Here is a 19,025-nt window from a genome sequence, read left to right on the forward strand (position 1 = left end):
CCCTCCTGCTTCGCCATGTTCATCGCCCGGTCAGGCCGAGTTCATCCAGTGCCGGTCGATCTGCGACAGGATCGCCGCCGTTACCGGAACCGGCCAGCTATTGCCGATCAGGCAGAATTTCTGGAGATTGCGCAGCGGCCGTCCCCGATAGGTCAGGCCATCCAGCCAGTCGTCGGGGAAACCCTGCGCCCGCAGCGCCTCGATCGGCGTGGGACGACGAACGATGAGGCCATGACCGGGAATGTCCTGCACCACCAGGAAATCCATCTCATGCCCCTTCAATCCCGCGCGGTTCATCCCCGAACCGCTCGCCATCAGCGTGCCGAGCCGCGGCGGATGCAGCACAGCAGTCCCTCCAGCAAGGACGGAGGAAGGCGATACCGATGCTTCTCCGCCCGCCGGAGCACACCCTGCGCCGCCCGCGGCGTCAGCGAGTAGCGCATCAGGTGCGGTCCCGGCATCTCCGCGATGTCCGCAAAGGAACAGCCGCTTGCGGCGCTGGGCGACGAAGCCGCTCGCGTCGATGACGCGATGACCAGTCGTGTATCCGGCGTCACCAAGTCCGTCGGTGAAGACGCGGAAGGGCTTGCCGCCATCGACCGTTGCGAACTGGGGCACGTTTTCGATGAGGAGGAACCGTGGTGCGACCTTCGCGACGATGCGCAGGACCTCCCGGCTGAGGTCACGGGCATCTTTGGCTCCGCGCTGTTTTCCGGCTGCGGAATAGGGCTGGCAGGGAATGCCTGCGATGAGAAGATCGACGTGTCCATAAAAATCCTTCCAGTTGTCGATTGCCGTGATGTCGCCGAGATTGCGGATGGCGGGAAACTTCTGCGCAAGCACCGAGGCCGCGAGCGGATCGAACTCCGCCACCGCCACCATCTCGTGCGGAAGGCCCGCCTGCCGGAATGCCGCGACATCCCCGCCGATCCCCGTGCACAGGCTCAGCACCCGCATTCCCGCGCGGTGCTTCTGGTCCGAGGTGTTGTCAGTTGCTGTCGTCATTGCCGTCTCCTTGCTCTCTGCGACAAGAACAAGGCTGGCATGGCCCCAAAAGCTTGCTGGCCTAACGACCGAAACGGAGTTTCAAGTGACTGTTTTCAAAAGCGTTTTTGTGAGTCCGCCTTTGCCTTGTTCGGCTTTGACGGCCGTTCCTTCCGCTTCCCTTTGTTCGGCGGCTCCCTCTTGCTGTCATAGCGTTGCCACGCATGGATCAGTCGGATCGCGATCTGCGCCTGGCTCATACCGGTTTTCAGCTTCGGAACATCAGGAAGCCCGAATACGCCCCCTGTCGGACGGCGCACGGTTACGTCGGCGGTGCGGTAGTCTGCCTCTCTAAACCTCCGCTCAAGTTCTCGCCGCCAGTCCAACAACGGATAGAATGCTACTCGATCCAACCGCTCCAACCGAGCAAGCCGTACCGTCTGGTCAGACGAACCTGAAACAGGGATGCGTTGAAGTTCTTGCTTACGCTTTTCGATAAATTTCACCGCTTGCCGAAGCGTGTTGATCTGATGGCGATAGCTTAAAATCGTGGAAAACCAGGTTTCTGAAAACAAATGCCGTCGATCCCTGTCGTCATCCCGAGCCCCGATGGAAAGCAGACCGGTCCTGCCGACGCGGGTGCCCCCCTTCGTCCGCTCATCCTCGCCCCTGACATAAATGATTGTCTGGTCGATAATGTTTCGGGCATGCGCCATCTTCGACGAATGCATCTGGCCCTTCTCGATCGGCCAAATTACGTCGAATATCTCGCTCATCAATTGCCAGTCGGCCGGTTGGGAGACCCCGACGACAACCCTCTGGTTGCGCCCTTCCGCTCCATCGCCCACCTGGAACGTATGCTTCAGGAGGGCTTCCGCACGCGCCAAGGCGGTCTTCACCAACCCTGGCACAGCTTGCGCCAGCGCTTGCAGCCGCTCTAGGGCCGTGGGGCGATCCTCCGCCCAGAATTCCTCAAGGCCCGTCCGGAGGCCTTCCGCCTTGAACAGGACAGGCACATTCTTTCGGGACCGAACCGCAAACATCTTCTTGATCGCCGCAACACCCAAATCGGCGCTGTCCGGAACATAAACGTCCTGATATTCATCAATGCCATGTAGCTTCACAGCCGCGTTCGGATATGCGCCAAATGCTGCGGCAAGCGCTTCCCCTTCCAGGATGCCGGCTCGCCTGCCGATCTCCGCCTCGTCTCCATTCGCGACATAAGCGATGTCGTTGAGCACCGCGCCGCGAGTGCGCGATGCCACATGCACGTCAAGCGCAATGACGTACTTCTCCGCGATGAAGGCCAACCGCCGGGCCAGCCCCTCCGCCGAGAAGCCGAAAATCTCCGCGTCGCCGGTGATCCCGGCCTGTAGGTCTTCAAGGTGTCCTTTGATTTCAAATCTCATCATTCTCAATTCCGATGTCCGATGAAATGCCGCGAAGCCGCGCGGCCCGCGCAATTGTTTGTGCAAGCGAACCGACTGATGGTTGCGCCCCCGCAAGCGCCACTGGCGTAGCACCACGCCGAGCTGCTCTATCGTTGCTGGAAGCAGATTGATCTGGGGCGATCTGGCTCGTGCCGGATGACGCTTGCGCAGCGGCGCGCGAGAAAAGCGCCCTCAGCACACCCGCGCTCACTGTGCCGCCCGTGCGAGAGCGCAAGCCTTCGCTTTCCATCAGGGCGGAAATCTGCTCCCAGCTCGCGCCCTCCGCGCGAAGCCCGGCGAAGAACCCCAGATGCTCGCTAACCACGCGTTGCAGCGGCCGATCGCCGAGCGGCCCATTCGCCGCCCGCGCCACACCGCTCGCTTCCTTGCGTATCGTCTTCAGATTTTTCATAAAACAAGGCTGACGCCGTTTCCCGTCGGCCACAACACCGCATCGAGCGCCTTGCCTTACATTTTGTTGCAAGTCGTTGCGGACTGTTTCAATTTGTTGCAATCACACCTGTGCACCTGCGGTACGATTTTGAACTTCTTTGATTAAAGTTCCACAGGACCTTGAAGGCGGCTCGTTTCGTCAGCAGTAAATAAGTGTGCATGCCGAGCTGAACATCCCAAGCATAACGCGCGACGGCTCAAGCAGGATTTTGTTACAGTCACGAGTATACCGACAAAACACAATGTCGCTTCACTGTCTCCTGTTACCTTCGTGTATCAAGGACGACGGACGGAGCCAACCGAAGCAGGTGCATGTATCAGGGCAGGAAATCGTAACAGGCCGCCGGCGAATTTTGTGCCATACCGCGGGCGCGCAGCGACGCGTCGGCCCCAGCATAGCCGGCCCTGAGCAGCAGGCGTTGCTCCTCAGGGGAAAACGGGTTCAGGCGGGTCCGCAGGGAAGCGGCGGCCACTGCCTCATCAGCGGAGAGCGGTAGGGCGTCGGAAAGCGCATAGTGGGTCGATGCCGCGTCGATGCTCCAATAGGCGACCCGACGCTGTCCCTGGTTGGCCATGCCGAACAACAGGCGGCGCCTTGAATGCTCGGCCTGCTGCTGGATCAGACTAAGCGTGCGGAACATCTGTCCAATCCAGCGCCCGGTCGGATGGCCGACTTCAGGAATCGTGCGTCCGGCATTGCTGACGAGGATGGTGCGGCAGCGTTTCCATATGCGTTCAAGGCCGAGGTTATCGTAGACGCCCCCATCGGACAGCACAGCCGTCGAGATGAAGGGCTCGCGATGCAGGTCTGCGCCGACGGTTGCCTGCACGGCTTCACGCGAAAGATCGATGCGCACAGGCGAAAGAAAAGGCGGGAAGGCTGACGAGGCCGCCACGACGCGTGCCAGCGGAATGACAGGCCTGTCGATAAGCCCCACGCGGTAGTCGGCGGCGTAGCCTTTGGCAAAGCGCCAGCCGCTGCCGGTCTGGAGATTCGTTGACATAAAGGTAAAGCGCGGGAAATCTGTGATGTCCTGCAAGCAAGCGCCCGCGAACAGGTGGCGGTCATAGGCGCGCACCAGGCTGTCGGCGGCGCTGCATCCCGGGATGAGGCCGTAGACAATGGCCTGGAGGTCTATGCCTTTTCCTGCGAAGCGCAGCAGCGGCGCGACGAACACCTCACCGAGATTGGTGGCGCGGCCGTGCTCGTCGAAGCGCAGGTTTTGCCAGCGCAGCGCGAGGAGCCCGGCCGTAATCGACCCGCCGGAAACGCTCGCGATCTCGGAAATGCGCGGCAGGAAGCCAAGTTCATTCAGGCGGATGATGGCGCCGACATGATAAATCATCGCGCGATATCCGCCGCCGGAAAGACACAGGCCGATCGTGTCTTCGAGCTTGCGCGCTTGGATAAAATCTCCCTGCGCGCCGGCGGCGGCAAACAGACTCTGGATGTCTTCGGCGGTCAGGGGATTGTTCATGCGCGGGCTTCCCTGGCCGTGCCCCCGACCGTGCTGGCGAGTAGGACGGTCAACTGGTCATTGTCGCCGGCAATGGCCATCAGCGCAGGAACGCCCTCGCTTTCCAGCTCCTGCGTCAGCCAGCACAACTGGCGGATGTCTGTGGTGCTCGGCCTTGTCGAGGAGCCGCGCGGGTGGGAGTGCCATTCCCCGACATAGCGGACCTGATGCAGGGAGTGTTCCGCCGCGTCCTTTACGGCGGCGGCAAGGCCGGAGACGCCGCGCTCAAAGGCGGTGACGCTGCCGGTGCTGTCCTGCGGTGCCGCCAGGGCCGTGACGATGTGAACAGAACGGCGGCTGGTGTCGGTGATACCGAGCAGCACGCCGCCGGTTTCATGCGGCAGGCGTGCTGTGCGCAGCGCCGCAATCTGGACAGCAAGGCCCTCGTCATAGGTAACGGTCCAATCGCCAAGCGCGATTTTCTGCACCGGCTGTACCGCTGCTTCCGTCAGGGTGAGGCTGTGGTCGGCGGCAAGGGTCCAGACCCGCACCGTCGCCTCATCGCTAGCCAGCGCGTCGACGATGGCCTGGGACGCAATCGCGCTCATCTGCGCCGCCCGGCTGGCGGAAATGCGGTTGGTCGCGGCCCGGCAGGAGCCACTATAGCGTACGCCGTTTTCCGCCTGCAGGTGATGCGCCAGCGCAGGGGTGGTCTGGATCAACCGGTGGTATTGCGCTTCGAGGTCGTGCAGGGTGAGCGCAGAACCGCGTCCTTCCGCGAGCAGCACCACCGCTGTCCCTGCGGGGTTGAAGAAGACCGAGAGGCGCCGTGCACCCGGGCGCGGCAAGTCCGCGAGCCGGCGTGAAACGGCGACGGACGCGGAGGCGTCGATAATTACGTCCGCGCTGCCTACCGCTTCGTCCATCTTTGCCGAGAGTTCAGCCGGCGGATGGAGAAAGTCGGCCTCGAAAGGAGTGACAGGCTCGTCGATCAAGGCATGCATGCGATGCGCCAGGCCAATAACCTTTGGGCGACCGACGTCGATGGGGTGCAGGGCGTGACGGGCAAGGTTGTGCGGCATCAGGTGGTCGTTATCGATGATCGTCCACTGAAACCGGCCTTCACGGGCGAGGTTGATGGCCAGCTGCGACCCCAAAGACCCCGCGCCAACAAGCACGCAGCGGCTTGTGTCGGGCTGGGTCTGCCCGCTGATCGTGGCACCGGCCGCGCGGTCGAAACCCAGATGCACATCGGCGGGTTCGATAGCGAGGTGGGGGACGGCCGTGCCGGCGGCCATGCCTACCATCCGGACAAAACCGCTGCCAGACCCGACGTCGCTCTCGTTCCGGGCAAGGATTCCCAGCGCGATGCCGACATCCCCGGAGGCGTCGTGGGTAATGAAGGCGCGCAGGTCGTCGGCCTGCCGGCCATCCGCGCCTGCGACCGGAAAAGCGATGACGAGCGCGATACGGGCGTGAAGACGCCGGACGGCTGCTGAGTCGACGCCTTTCCATTCAATGACGCGGGCGCGCAGTTCCGCGCCCAGGTCAATGCCGCACTCCTGCAGTTGCTGCGCGAGCGCGTCAAGCGTCTGCGGCGCGCGCCGGAGGCGCCGCATTCGTTGGGGGTCTGCGCGCAAGGGGATCACTACGAACTGCGGGGCGTTGTTGTTTGCACCCTGCCCGACAAACTCGGTGACGATGATTGTCGCGTTTTCGCTGCGAATATGGCCGACCAGTTCAGCGGGCTTGTCAGCCTGCGTCAGGGCGGCGGCCGGGAGAATGATTGTCGCCGGGTTGCGAAAGAACAGGGGTTCCAGCGGTTGCGCTGTGTCATGAAGTTCGCCACGGGCGGCTTTCGCGAGCCAGAGCTGGACGCGACGGATAAAGTCGGCGGGCGTGAAGGTCAGCTGCGCCTCCGCCCACGGCCGGTCGTCAACGCACAGCGCACGCGGCGTGTCGTCCGGCGTCCAGTTCTGGTGCATGGTTTCAGGGAAGTCGGCGCGCAGGGCGAGGACCGCGGGCTGCTCGCCGCGCGTGCCAAAGACAAGCGCCACCGGTTCCATGCCGCGGATGGGGACGGCGAGGTCTTGCGGCCGCTCTACCTCGACGTCGAGATGGAGCGCCACGAGGGCACCGTCGCCGGACTGCCGCGCTTCAACCAAGGTCACGGCCGGCGCAAGGTCGGACGTGACATACGCCAGCATCGCTCGCGCAACATCGGGCGCGACCTGTTCGGATTCAACCGGCGGTCCGAAACCCGCCCACCACGGATGAAGAGCCACCACCATCCTTAGCCTGCCCGTGCCGGCGTCGAGATAATGCTGGCTGCGCCGGCCACTGCAGAGACGGTCAGGAGTTGCGCGCCCCGGCTCGTCACCTCGATGGTGAGGGGCTTGGGCCGTGACGTCGACGGGGATTCCATCGTCACCTTGAACGTGCCGTCAGCGCGGCGCGCGACGCCCTTGTAGTAGTTTCCGGCTTGCCGGTGGGGCGGCTGGACGTCAGCGTCTTCCGCCGTTCCCTTGAGAGGCATGGGCTTGCTGGTCGAGACCATGATGTGGCGCTCACGGCCCTGGGTCCCGCAGAGCCATTCAACCTGTTCGGTGGGCTCGGTTTCGTCTTCGCCCTTCACCCAGCCAATCGCCGTGTACGAACAGTGGTGGGGGATCTTGAAAATGTCCCACAGCAGGCGATCCTGGTTCCCATGCCGCTTCGTCGTCTTGACGATCTGGTCGACGGAATCGGCGTCGATGTCCGACATGAAGAGGGCATAGGTTTCACGCCCGCCTTCGAGGAACGTGGCCTGAAAGACGACGCTGTCCTGGTTGCGGTCGACAATGCCGTTATCATCCTGACGCCAGCCGAAGGGGCTGTGAATGAAGAACTCGGCCTGTTCCGTGCCGTATTTGGAGAAGCCGGGGACGGGCTGGCCCGCATCGGTGATGAGATGCGCCCGCGATTCCAGGGTAAGGCCCTGCCTTGCGAGCCAGTCGGCCAGCTTCTTCGGGCGCGAGAAGACGCGGATACCGTGGCCCTGCCGCAGTCGGTGGCGCGCTTCCTGCCTGACGATCCGCGCACTGTCCTCGCAGCCGTCTTCAAGGATGGCAGCCGCGGGCACCCACAGCTCCTTGATCTTGATGCGGCCTTCGCCCTGGTATTTCGCGGCGTGGTCGAGCCAGAAGAAATCGCCCGCCCCACAACAGTGATCATCGTCGAGATGGGTAAAGCAGACGACGTCGTAGTAGTCCCGGCCGGCGACCCGCAGGTCCGCATTCAGTTCGACGGGAAGGTCGATCCGCGTGTCATAGGGGTCGTTGTCGTTCCGCATATCGGCATAGTCGACGAGCATCTTCTTGCCATCGGCAAAATCGATCCGGGTGCAGTCGGCATTGCCGAGAGGGTGGAAGGTTAGCTTCGCAGTCATATTCATCTCCTGTGGTCCACAGGCCTGCCGGGACGGTTGGGTGCTGGTCGTCGTAGCGCCGGGCGGTAACGGAAGGGGAGAATCCCGAATCCTGTTGACCTTGGCTTGCTGATGAGGTAAGAAACTATACGCGTCGAGTTTCGCTGTCAATATAGTTTATTTACCCTTTTATGGTGGTTACAATGGAGAATGTAAAACCGGGCATCCGGTGGGGGGTGGAGCAACGGCTCGAATTCATCGAGTTCCGTCTTTTCTGGGAGGGCGGGGTCAACAGGTCAGATATTATCGACGTGTTCGGCGTTTCGGTGCCGCAGGCCTCGAAAGACCTCTCGCTCTATCAGGAGCGCGCGCCGGGGAATGTGGAGTACGACAAGAGCGGCAAGCGCTACGTCGCCGCCAAAGATTTCGAGCCGCGGTTTCTGAAACCCGATCCAGACGCTTACCTGTCGCGGCTGCGCTCGCTGGGCGAAGGGCTGTCAATGCCCGTTGAATCCTGGATCGCCAATCCGCCGAATACGGACATCGCCCTCACTCCGAAGAGAGACATCAATACAGACGTGTTACGGGCCGTGCTAGAGGCGGTACGTGACGACCGGTCGATAGAGATCCTGTACCAGTCTATGAGCAACCAGCGGCCCGATCCAGTCTGGCGCCGTATTACCCCACATGCATTCGGTTATGACGGCTTTCGCTGGCACGCGCGGGCCTTCTGCCACATCGATGGCAAATTTAAAGATTTTCTACTGCCGCGGGCGCTGGAAGCCCGCGCACCGGGCGAGTCAGGGGCGTCGGGGGATCATGACAAGCTTTGGCACGAGTATTTCAGCTTTGAGATCGTCCCCCATCCCAATCTCACGCCTAGCCAGCAGAGTGTTGTGGCTAAAGATTATGGAATGACAGATGGCAAATGTATCCTGTCGGTTCGATACGCGATGCTGTTTTATGTTCTTCGCCGACTCGGTCTATTGGGAGATGCGTCCAAGGAGCCTGCGCGGCGACAACATATAGTTGTTTCAAGCTACGGTGATGTGCAATCGGCATTGGCACGCGCAGAATTCTTTGAGCGGGAGGGGGGGAGGCCGCAGGCTCTCGATGATGATCATGGTTCGGGTTGAAAAGGGTATCAAGGGATTAGCGAGAGGCCTTCGTTCGGCTTTCGACGGAAACGAAGCTGCGAGACTTACTACAGATCAAAAAGCAAATTTATCCGCACCGTCGGAGGCCTTCTGATGAAATCTCGCAACTTCGAAATCCTTCGCGGAGCTTGGCCTGAGCTCGCATCGCTTGGCGGCTTCGCCGAGGCCTACGCCCACGACGACCCCGTGAGCGCGCTCGTAAAGCTGCGGCTTTTTGCTGAGAACCTTACTAAGGACATCTACCGTGAATTGAGCTTGCCCAAGCCCGAGCGGCCGGCCCTCGTTGATCTGCTGAGCAACCAGTCTTTTGTAGCCATTGCGCCGAAGGTGGTTCTCGACAAGCTTCACGCCCTTCGAATTCACGGTAACAAGGCCGCGCACGGTGAGCCCGCGACTGTTCGAACCGCTCTCTGGCTACTTCAAGAAGCGTTCGACTTGGGCCGCTGGCTTTTCGTGCAGTTTGGCAAAGGCGATGCAGCCTCGATACCAACCTTTGTGCAACCGATGGCGGAAGCTCTGGATGAGAGCAAAGGTCAGCTAAAGCGCGAGAAGCGCCAGGTCCTGGAGAAGCTGGCCGCTCAAGAAGCACAAATGGAAGCGCTTCTTCGCGATCTGGAAGCCGCGCGCGAAGCCGCCGTGACAGCGGAAAAGAGAGTCGAGGAGATTCAGACGCTGGCGTCATCCGGCGCGGCAACGGCCAACCTGCTGGCGTTCAATGAGGCGACGACCCGTGTTCGTATCATTGATAGCCTGCTTGCCACTGCCAACTGGAACGTTGGTCCTGGCAACGCCAGTACGGCGGAGGTCGGCAAAGAGATAGAGGTCAAACATCAGCCCACTGCCTCGAGCCTCGGCTATGCCGACTATGTGCTCTGGGATGACAACGGGAATCCTCTCGCGGTCATAGAGGCTAAGAAGACTGCTGTGGACCCAGAGCACGGAAGGCAACAGGCGAAACTGTATGCTGATGGCCTTGAGAAGATGCACGGACAGCGCCCGGTCATCTTCTACACCAACGGGTACGACATCTGGATGTGGGACGACGTTCTAGGTTATCCGCCGCGGAAAGTGTTCGGCTACTATTCGAAGGATAGTCTGCAGTACCTCGTGAATTTTCAGCGGTCGAGCAGGAAACCGCTTAACTCGCTTGAACCAAATGCCGCTGTCGTCAATCGTCTTTATCAGATTGAGGCGATTAAGCGTGTGTCAGAACGGTTTACCGATGGCCATCGGAAAGCGCTCGTCGTTCAGGCAACCGGCACCGGTAAGACCCGCGTTGCCATAGCGCTGGCGGAATTGCTTATTCGCGCCGGCTGGGTCAAGCGCGTGCTGTTTCTTTGCGATCGTCGTGAACTGCGCAAGCAGGCCAAAAATGCTTTCGGCGATTTCCTGTCAGAGCCCATTCGCATCGTCAACTCGCGAGTGAACACATCGGCGAGCGAGCGGATATTCCTGGCAACATATCCTGCCATGCAGAAGGTCTACCAGTCCTTCGATGTTGGTTTCTTCGACTTGATCATCGCCGATGAGTCGCATCGAAGCATCTACAATGTCTATGGCGACATGTTTCATTATTTCGATTGCCTTCAGATAGGCTTGACGGCGACCCCGATTGATTTTGTGTCACGTAATACATTCAGCCTTTTCGGCTGCGAAGCGCAGTTGCCGACATCGAACTACGATCTCGAACAGGCCGTTCAGGACAGGTTCCTCACGCCGTTTGAAGTCTTCGAGCATACGACGCAGTTTCTGCGCGAAGGGATCAGGCTTGATATCCTGACGAAAGAGCAGATTCAGGAGCTTGAGGAACAGGGCGAGGATCCGGCACAGTACGATTTCTCATCAGATCAGATCGACAAAATCATCTACAACAAGGATACCAACCGCGCGATCCTTCGCAATCTCATGGAAAACGGTCTGCGCGACGCCACTGGCCAGCTCCCAGGTAAGAGCATCATTTTCGCACGGAACCATCAACATGCAGTGCTCATGCGACAGATGTTCGATGAATTGTATCCGCAGTACGGCGGGCGTTTCTGTCAGGTGATCGACAATTATGATCCACGCGCGGAGCAGCTTATCGATGATTTCAAGGGTGACGGCGCAAACTCCGAGCTAACCATCGCGATCTCCGTCGATATGCTCGATACAGGCATCGACATCCCGGAAATCCTGAACCTTGTCTTCGCCAAACCAGTCCGTTCGCCTGTCAAGTTTTGGCAGATGATCGGACGTGGAACGCGCCTCAAGCCCGACCTGTTCGGACCCGGCAAGGACAAGAAAATCTTCCGGATATTTGATCACTGGGGGAACTTCGAACGCTTTGAAATGGGCTTTCGACCCGCCGAGCCGACCCAATCGAAGCCGTTGCTTCAATTGGTTTTCGAAGAACGAGTGCTACTCGCCGAGATCGCGCTTCGTACGAGCGAAGTTGCGATCTTTGACGAAGTGATAGAACTCATCGCGAAGGATATCGAGGCGCTACCCGAGGAGTCAGTCTCAGTTCGTGAAAAGTGGCGCGAGAAGCGAGCGCTGTCAGTTCCGGCAACGCTGAGATCCTTCGCGCCCGCGACCGTTGCGATGCTTCGACAGGTCTTAGCACCGCTTATGCAATGGCGGAACATTCGCGGGTTGAGCGATGCCTATGCTTTGGATCTCTTGATAGCACGCACCCAGGTTGCAGTGCTGCGCAAGTCGGCGGACGTTGCTGATCTGAAAATCGAACTACTCGATCGGCTTTCGGCTCTGCAGATGCACCTCAACCCCGTCAGGGAGAAGGCGGAGGTTATCAAGCGGGTCAAATTCGATGAGTTCTGGAACGGCATCACAGTAGCCGACCTGGAATCGGTGCGCAGGCCGCTCAGGGAAATCATGCATCACCGTGACCGCCAAGGCGCCACGTCGCTGCCGGCGAAGGTGATCGACGTGAAGGAAGATGCCGCTGGCTTCCAGACAAGGCGTCGGGCGACGAGCCTGAAGACCGTTGACATGAGGGCATACCAGGGAATCATCGAGGCCGAACTGAAGCGGCACTTCGATACCAACCCCACTCTCAGAAAAATTCATGCGGGTGAGGCCGTTTCTGAAGCCGATATTCAGGCTCTTGTTTCGCTCATCCTGATCCAAAGCCCGAACGCGAGCCGTGACGTGCTCGAAGAGTTCTTCGCCGACACGGCGGTTCCGTTGGATTTCGCGATCCGGTCAATCGTCGGGCTGGACCCGGAAGCGGTTGCCGTCCGGTTCGCCGAATTCGCGCGCCGGCATCCTAGTCTAACGGCGAAGCAAACGCGTTTCCTCGGGTTGCTTCAGAACCACATCGCCCGCTTTGGGTCTGTAACGGTGGACCGCCTATATGAGCAGCCATTCACAGTTGTAGACGCGGACGGTCTGGATGGCGTCTTCGAAAAGACAGAGGAGATGGACGATCTCCTCAAAATTCTGACCGTGTTCGCACCGCCTCCAGCGGCCAGCGCGGCAGCAAAAGACTCCCCTGAAAGGACGAAGGACTAAATGATTACTGGAGACCTGAAGCGCAGGGTGGACGCCCTCTGGACAGAGTTCTGGCAAGGCGGGATCACCAATCCGTTGACCGTAATCGAGCAGATTACGTTCCTTATGTTTGCACGCCTGCTGGATATCAACGAAACACGCGACGAGAATCGTTTGAAGCGAACGGGCAAGTCGTTCCATCGGCGGTTTTCAGATGAGGAGCAGAGCTGGCGCTGGTCGCAATTCCGGCATCTGGGCGCTGACGCCATGCTGCCTTTGGTCAGGGACAAGGTGTTTCCGCATTTCCGGAAATCATCGACGAGCGGCACTGCTTTCGCGGAATTCATGAAGGACGCGCAGCTCATGATCCAGAAGCCGAGTCTTCTGGTGAAAGCGGTCAGCATGATCGACCAATTGCCGCTTACCGAAGGCGACGCTAAGGGCGATCTCTACGAGTACCTGCTCAGCAAGCTGACAACCGCCGGCATCAATGGCCAGTTCCGCACGCCTCGACATATCATCCGGCTGATGGTTGAAATGCTGGAACCGAAACCCACCGACGTCATTGGCGATCCTTCGTGCGGCACCGGCGGCTTCCTTGTCGAAACGATGCAGTATCTTCTGGAAGCATACACGTCGCCTGAGGGCGTTCTGGAAGAGACCGATCCTGAGACAGGCAAGACGGAAAAGACCTACACCGGCGACCTGCTAGAAGATAACCGCGAGCATATTCGCAGCGGCATGTTCCACGGCTTCGATTTCGACGCCACGATGCTTCGCATCGCCGCCATGAATCTCATGCTGCACGGTGTCGATGACCCCGACATCCATTATCAGGACACGTTGAGTGCAGGCTTTACTGACAAATTCCCGAACGCTGCGGCCGAAGGCTTTAACGTCATCCTGGCGAATCCACCCTTCAAGGGGCAGCTAGACTTCGAGGATGTCCACGCCTCGCTCTTGCGTCAGGTGAAGACGAAGAAGACGGAGCTGCTTTTCCTAGTCCTGATTCTGCGCATGCTCAAGACTGGCGGGCGCTCGGCGACCATCGTGCCAGACGGTGTTCTGTTTGGCTCGTCGACGGCCCACGTAGCCCTGCGCAAGCTGCTGCTGGATCATAACCAATTGGAGGCGGTGATCTCGCTGCCCTCGGGTGTGTTCAAGCCCTATGCCGGGGTCTCCACCGGCATTCTGGTCTTCACCAAGGGCGGGCGAACGGATGACGTTTTTTTCTATGATGTCGAGGCCGATGGTTATTCACTGGATGACAAACGGGACGCCATCGAGGCTAACGATCTGCCAGCATGTCTGGCGGCGTGGCGGCACCGGAATGCGAACCGCGATGCCGATCGGACTCAAAAAGCCTTCTTCGTGTCGGCTCAGGAGGTCAGGGATTCGAACTACGACCTGTCGCTGAGCAAATACAGGATTCGGCCCCACGTTGCTCAGGATTACGACGCCCCGGCGGTAATCTTGGATCAAATGAAGAAGCTGAATGACGACATTGCGTCCGATCTGGCGGAACTTGAGGAACTGCTCGGATGATCGCCACGTCTCCTTCTCCACTGGCGGACAAGGCCGATGTCATTCGGGGTGTTACGTTTTCCAAGGGTGACGCGGTTTCACTGCCTCGGGACGGATACCTTCCCGTACTGAGGGCGGGAAATATCCAAGGTCATTTAATCCTAGACGATGATCTCGTCTATGTCCCTGAGCGGATGGTCTCTGAAAAGCAGCGGCTCCGCCGCGGCGATATAGTCATGTGCACCTCTTCGGGCAGCGCTGAAATTGTCGGGAAAACCGGGTTCGCGGATTGTGATTGGAACGGTTCGTTCGGTGCGTTTTGTGCGGTAGTGCGGCCTAAGGCTGGGCAGTGCCATCCACGATATCTGTTTCATTACCTGCAATCTCCCAGGTTCCGCGACTGGACTCGTAACTCTTCTGGCGTCGGGATCAAAAACATAAGGAAGTCAGAACTAGACGAGGTTAAAATCCCATTTCCGACACCCGATGAACAAAGCCGGATCGCCGCGATACTGGACAAGGCCGATGCCATCCGCCGCAAACGCGAACAGGCCCTCACCCTGGCGGACGACTTCCTCCGGTCAGTATTTATGGAGATGTTTGGCGAACCGAACACCAACCGTCTAGGCCTGAATAAGGTCCCACTTGGTGAGATGATTAGGGTGTCCAGTGGAAACGGTTTGATCGGAAAAAACATGGCCGCTGACGGTATTTATCCCGTTTACGGAGGCAACGGGGTCAACGGGTATCATTCGGAATACATGTTCGAAGAGCCGCAGATTGTCATTGGTCGAGTCGGTGCCTACTGCGGAGCGGTTCACGTGTCAGCGCCGAAGTCGTGGGTGACGGATAACGCGCTGTATATCAGGACTTACAAACAACCGATCAACAAGACTTACCTCGAATGGGCTTTGCGGTTTGCTAATCTCAACCAGTATGCTGGTCGTGCTGCCCAGCCACTCATTTCGGGCGGGCGGATATACGAAGTTGAAATTTTGGTGCCGGATGATCCCGATCAATTAGCGTTTCATCGGATCGTTCAAAGGCATTCGAAAGTGGTGTCAAAGCTAAAAAGTGATGCAGTTTACTCGGGTCACCTTTTTGCGGCCCTATCCCAACGAGCCTTTGCCGGTGACCTATAGGACAATGGCATGAGCACCGAGACCCTGACGGACGATCAGTTCCCCAGCAATGCCACCACAACCGCCAGGCTTCACCGACTGACGCTTCCCGGCGCGATGCTCCAGCGGGGGTTCTGGCTGTATGTTTGGCGGGTCCAGACCCCCAAGGGGGAGCAGCTCTATGTGGGGCGCACCGGTGACAGCAGCAGCCCCCACGCCACTGCCCCCTACACCCGGATGGGCCAGCACCTCGGGTTTTCCAAGGCCGCCAACAGCCTGAGAAGGCTGCTGACCGAGGCCGGGGTGAAACCCGAGAGCTGCGCTCAATTCGAACTGATCTCGTACGGGCCGATCTTCCCGGAAATCGGAATGACCAAGGAGCAGCTTCGTGCTGATCAGATGCTGCTGCACACCCCCGTGCGAGACCAGATGGCAGCGCTGGAGAAGAAACTGCGGGACGCACTGGTGGCGGCGGGCTACCTGGTGCTGAATGTGGTCCATAGTAAGAAGCAATACGATACCGCCCATTGGGACTCGGTGCGGAGCGCATTCGCCGAACACTTCCCGAGCTTAGGGCGGATTAACTCATGAGACTTGCAAGAATTGAAATCGAGAATTTCAAGGGGATTGGCACCAAACAGGTCATCGATCTGAAGCCGATCACGCTGTTGTTCGGCCCTAACAGTGCTGGTAAAAGCACCATCCTGCAATCGCTGCACTATTTGCGCGAAATCCTGGAGCGTCGAAACGCCGACCCGGACCAGACGATCGCCGGCGGGCTAATTGATCTGGGAGGGTTTGCTACGCTGGTGTACGGCCATGACCTCAATCGCGCAATCAAGCTCAAGGTATGCATTGACTTGAGGGATGACCAGGGCAGCGAGCGCTTGCCGCTGAATTCCGGCGGAAGCCTTGGAGACCCAAATTTCAGGAACCTTGGCATCCGCTACCTCGTCGGTGAGAATACAGAGCTGAAGGAGTACGCGGTCGCCCAGGAAATCGCCTTGGGCATTGAAGTTCGCTGGAGTGACTTGCTCCAGGCGCCGTTCGTAGCAAAGGCGTTAGTGGAGATCGATGGCTCCACGGTCGCGGAGCTTCACTCCCCAGCTCAGCAAGGCCGAGCACACTTGACGGCTTTCAATTTTGCGCATCCGCTACTGCAAGCCGCCACCGACCCTGACGACGATGTGGAGTTTGTCGAGGAAGTGCTCGATGAACTGGACGCGGACGCAGAAGACGACTTGTTGGGCGATCCATTCTCGACGCCAATCGGCAATGAGATATGGGAACTCTCTCGTGAAACCTCCGCAGATGCGACCGAGAACAAGACAGTCGAGTTCCGGATCGCCGTTGAGACAGTCCTCGGCGCCCTGCCGGACTTGGAACGGCCACTCAGCCTTGATCTGGTTGAGATCGATCAGAGCCTTGTTCGTCAGCGCTATGTAGCCGGCGCAGCGATTCTGCGGCTGAGCAAGGAAGGGGAGCGCGCTGCGGTCGATGAATACGAACTTGAACGCCGCCGCAGGGCTGGCTTGAGCGCCTTGCTAGACGAACTTGTGCTTGGGCCGATCCGCATCGTCCGCGACTATCTCAGCGCGATGACTTATGTCGGCCCGCTACGTGAAATCCCGAGCCGAAAGTATCGTCCGCGCCTCTCACCGGATGAATCGCGCTGGGCGCAGGGGCTTGCCGCTTGGGATTTGCTCTATACCGACCCTTCCGGCAAGCTGCTGGAAGAGGTCAATGCGTGGCTTGGTGGCGAAGAGCGGCTGAAGACTGGCTATCGCCTTGAGAAGTTCCAATTCAAAGAGGTTCCGGTTCCCAGCCGATTCCACCAGCTATTTGAGCGCGGGCTTTCCGAAGACGATCTTGGAGAGTTGCAAGACCTGTACGCGACGCTTAGCGGCCGTTCCGAAATCGCCCTGCGCGACTTCGAAAAGGGCATCATCGTCGCACCGAGCGATGTGGGTGTCGGCATATCGCAAATGATCCCGGTGATCGTCAGTTGCCTTCGAAACCACCAAGGCATTCTTGCGATCGAGCAGCCGGAATTGCATGTTCATCCCGCCATTCAGGTCGGCCTGGGCGATCTGTTCATCCAGGCCGTTCAGAAAAGCCAGAGTATCTTTGGCCCCGGCAAGACGTTGCTCGTCGAAACGCATAGCGAACACATCATGCTTCGCCTGCTGCGACGCATCCGCGAAGCGAGCGAGAATGAAGTACCGCCCGGCGTCATAGGCCTTACCCCGGATGATCTTGCAGTGATCTATGTCGAGAGCACCGATGTTGGCGTCCGTTTCCGGTCACTTCGCGTTGATCGCGAGGGAGATTTCATCGACCGCTGGCCGAAGGGCTTCTTTGAAGAGCGCGCGGAGGAGCTGTTCTGATGCTCTACGAGTATGCGGTCGAGCCTCAGGCAATCGGTTCAAGCTGGAAAGATTTTCGATATCTAATAGAAAAATTCGGTTTTGATCGTGGGCGGCTGATATCCCAGTTTCCGAAGGCGTGGTTTAAGGAAGTCTATGCTGCTTCCGAGACCATGAAGCCCATCGAGCGTAAACGTCTTGAGGAAAGTCTTCTGCACGCAAAAAAGTCGAAGGTCATTCGGTCAGGTAGGCCTTATGATCCGACCGTCGGTGGATGGCTAACGAACGCGATTGCGCAACAAGCGATCTTGCCATTCCATGCGATTATTGCCGCGGAGAATCCGGGTCTGCATCAGCAAGTCCTGGTAGTCGATGATGTTGATGAGGGACATCCGCTCATGACCGCGCCACACACTTGGGACGTTGACCGCATCGGCGCGTCAATGGCGAGTGCTATGAAACCACTATTAGTGTCGTCAACAAAGGTCCTCTTTGTCGACCGGTTCTTCGATATCAGCAAGGCTAGGTATCAGGAGACACTGAAAGCATGCCTTGACACAATACAGGCATCTGGCGGCGCTGGCGTAAATTGTGAGATTCATTTCTGTGATCATGACAACAGACCCCCACCTGAATTCGTTGAGCGAGAGGCTCACAAATGGATGCAGGGCCTAATACCGGACGGCATGTCGATTACGCTCTTTAGCTGGAAGGAACGCACAGGCGGAGCCGATTTTCATGCGCGCTATCTGTTGACGGATGTAGGCGGAATCAATGTGGAGGCGGGCTTTTCTGCGGAGGGTGGACATCAGAAGGTCCAAATCGGGCTCCTTCCCCTTGACCTTGCTCAGGAGAGGTTAAACTCCTTCGCACGCAATTCAGTCGTTTATGATCTTGTTGGTCCCATTCTTGAAATTTGCTCTGACGGGAATGTCCGCCGAATTTGAGATTCTGCCTGAGGCGTATCTAGGCTTTGCTCAACACACATGCCGCCTCAGGCAGTGATTTCGCCACCCGAAACCACCGGCAAAAGTCTATCGAAGGGTCCGCATGAACGCCTCGATATCGAGTTCGGGAAACAAGAGTTTGCCACGGTTCAATGCCTGCCAAGCGTGGGATCCCTTGGGAAGGCCGGCTGCCGGAGCGTCCTTACTGGATTCAATGAAGCCTGATCTCGAATTCACGACGGTGTCGCAATCTGAACCGACCGCTTCACTGAGCCTACGCTGGAAATAGGTATAAGGAGATCCCGGTAAGCTCTCGTAGGCTTCATCACTAAGCACGATCAGGAAGTCGTGGTCACTGTCCTGCTTCGCTGTTCCATACGCACGGCTGCCGTAGAGAAAAATCGCTATCGGACTCGAATTGTTTATTAGCCACTCACGTGCCGAGATTGTTGTGTCATCCATGAAACTTACCAAAAGGCCTTTCTGAAGCGCATCAAAGCTTGCGTCTAGTAAGCGATAGAATCCGGAAATTAGGTTTTGATATCAATAACAAAGAGGTTCGCATCTTCATCTCGGCTGGCGCGCCATTTTTTTCGTGTCCGATCCGGATACATAGGTAACGGTTTGTACCTAAGACATGGGTGACAACCTCGTGCCGAACGGGTTGTCGATGGTTTGCAAGGTTCTCTGC

At 58.6% G+C, this 19,025-nt stretch carries 14 protein-coding genes; 7 read left to right on the forward strand and 7 right to left on the reverse strand.

From position 1 onward, the window contains the following. Positions 1–30: 30 nt before the first annotated feature. The 6 genes from ACWGPT_RS16815 to ACWGPT_RS16840 form a co-directional block, all read right to left on the reverse strand. Positions 31–1,005 (reverse strand): DNA cytosine methyltransferase, encoded by a 975-nt coding sequence (locus tag ACWGPT_RS16815; RefSeq protein WP_452606775.1) that lies wholly within the window; start codon positions 1,003–1,005, stop codon positions 31–33. Positions 1,006–1,100: 95 nt separating this feature from the next. Further along, positions 1,101–2,396 (reverse strand): hypothetical protein, encoded by a 1,296-nt coding sequence (locus tag ACWGPT_RS16820; protein ID WP_452606776.1) that lies wholly within the window; start codon positions 2,394–2,396, stop codon positions 1,101–1,103. Then, a complete protein-coding gene (locus ACWGPT_RS16825) occupies positions 2,383–2,928 on the reverse strand; it encodes a hypothetical protein (protein ID WP_452606777.1) in 546 nt (181 codons plus the stop codon). Before ACWGPT_RS16825 ends, ACWGPT_RS16820 begins: the two co-directional genes overlap by 14 nt. A 256-nt stretch (positions 2,929–3,184) precedes the next feature. After that, on the reverse strand, positions 3,185–4,345 hold the full coding sequence (locus ACWGPT_RS16830) for a patatin-like phospholipase family protein (protein WP_452606778.1): 1,161 nt from the start codon (positions 4,343–4,345) through the stop codon (positions 3,185–3,187). Further along, the gene (locus ACWGPT_RS16835; RefSeq protein WP_452606779.1) at positions 4,342–6,615 is read right to left on the reverse strand and encodes a ThiF family adenylyltransferase; all 2,274 of its coding nucleotides are present in this window, start codon (positions 6,613–6,615) and stop codon (positions 4,342–4,344) included. Before ACWGPT_RS16835 ends, ACWGPT_RS16830 begins: the two co-directional genes overlap by 4 nt. A gap of 2 nt (positions 6,616–6,617) precedes the next feature. After that, positions 6,618–7,751 (reverse strand): hypothetical protein, encoded by a 1,134-nt coding sequence (locus ACWGPT_RS16840; RefSeq protein ID WP_452606780.1) that lies wholly within the window; start codon positions 7,749–7,751, stop codon positions 6,618–6,620. Between the two features lie 182 nt (positions 7,752–7,933). On the opposite strand from ACWGPT_RS16840, the gene ACWGPT_RS16845 reads away from it, so the two are divergent. The 7 genes from ACWGPT_RS16845 to ACWGPT_RS16875 all read left to right on the forward strand — a co-directional run bounded on the left by ACWGPT_RS16845 (position 7,934) and on the right by ACWGPT_RS16875 (position 18,334). Beyond that, positions 7,934–8,866, forward strand: a complete 933-nt coding sequence (locus ACWGPT_RS16845; RefSeq protein WP_452606781.1) for a WYL domain-containing protein — start codon at positions 7,934–7,936, stop codon at positions 8,864–8,866. Positions 8,867–8,980: 114 nt separating this feature from the next. Beyond that, positions 8,981–12,397: a DEAD/DEAH box helicase family protein gene (locus ACWGPT_RS16850; protein ID WP_452606782.1), complete on the forward strand. Its 3,417-nt coding sequence runs from the start codon at positions 8,981–8,983 to the stop codon at positions 12,395–12,397. Further along, a complete protein-coding gene (locus ACWGPT_RS16855) occupies positions 12,398–13,921 on the forward strand; it encodes a type I restriction-modification system subunit M (protein ID WP_452606783.1) in 1,524 nt (507 codons plus the stop codon). Beyond that, positions 13,918–15,042, forward strand: coding sequence for a restriction endonuclease subunit S (locus ACWGPT_RS16860; protein ID WP_452606784.1), 1,125 nt, complete (start codon positions 13,918–13,920; stop codon positions 15,040–15,042). Before ACWGPT_RS16855 ends, ACWGPT_RS16860 begins: the two co-directional genes overlap by 4 nt. A gap of 9 nt (positions 15,043–15,051) precedes the next feature. Beyond that, positions 15,052–15,612: a hypothetical protein gene (locus tag ACWGPT_RS16865; protein ID WP_452606785.1), complete on the forward strand. Its 561-nt coding sequence runs from the start codon at positions 15,052–15,054 to the stop codon at positions 15,610–15,612. Next, a complete protein-coding gene (locus ACWGPT_RS16870) occupies positions 15,609–17,408 on the forward strand; it encodes a DUF3696 domain-containing protein (RefSeq protein ID WP_452606786.1) in 1,800 nt (599 codons plus the stop codon). The genes ACWGPT_RS16865 and ACWGPT_RS16870 overlap by 4 nt, the downstream gene beginning before the upstream one ends. Next, positions 17,408–18,334 (forward strand): hypothetical protein, encoded by a 927-nt coding sequence (locus ACWGPT_RS16875; protein WP_452606787.1) that lies wholly within the window; start codon positions 17,408–17,410, stop codon positions 18,332–18,334. Before ACWGPT_RS16870 ends, ACWGPT_RS16875 begins: the two co-directional genes overlap by 1 nt. Before the next feature lie 87 nt (positions 18,335–18,421). On the opposite strand, the gene ACWGPT_RS16880 is transcribed toward ACWGPT_RS16875, so the two are convergent. Next, positions 18,422–18,796: a nucleotidyltransferase domain-containing protein gene (locus ACWGPT_RS16880; RefSeq protein WP_452606788.1), complete on the reverse strand. Its 375-nt coding sequence runs from the start codon at positions 18,794–18,796 to the stop codon at positions 18,422–18,424. Positions 18,797–19,025: the final 229 nt, after the last annotated feature.

It is taken from the genome of Pseudorhizobium sp. NPDC055634, assembly GCF_053618655.1.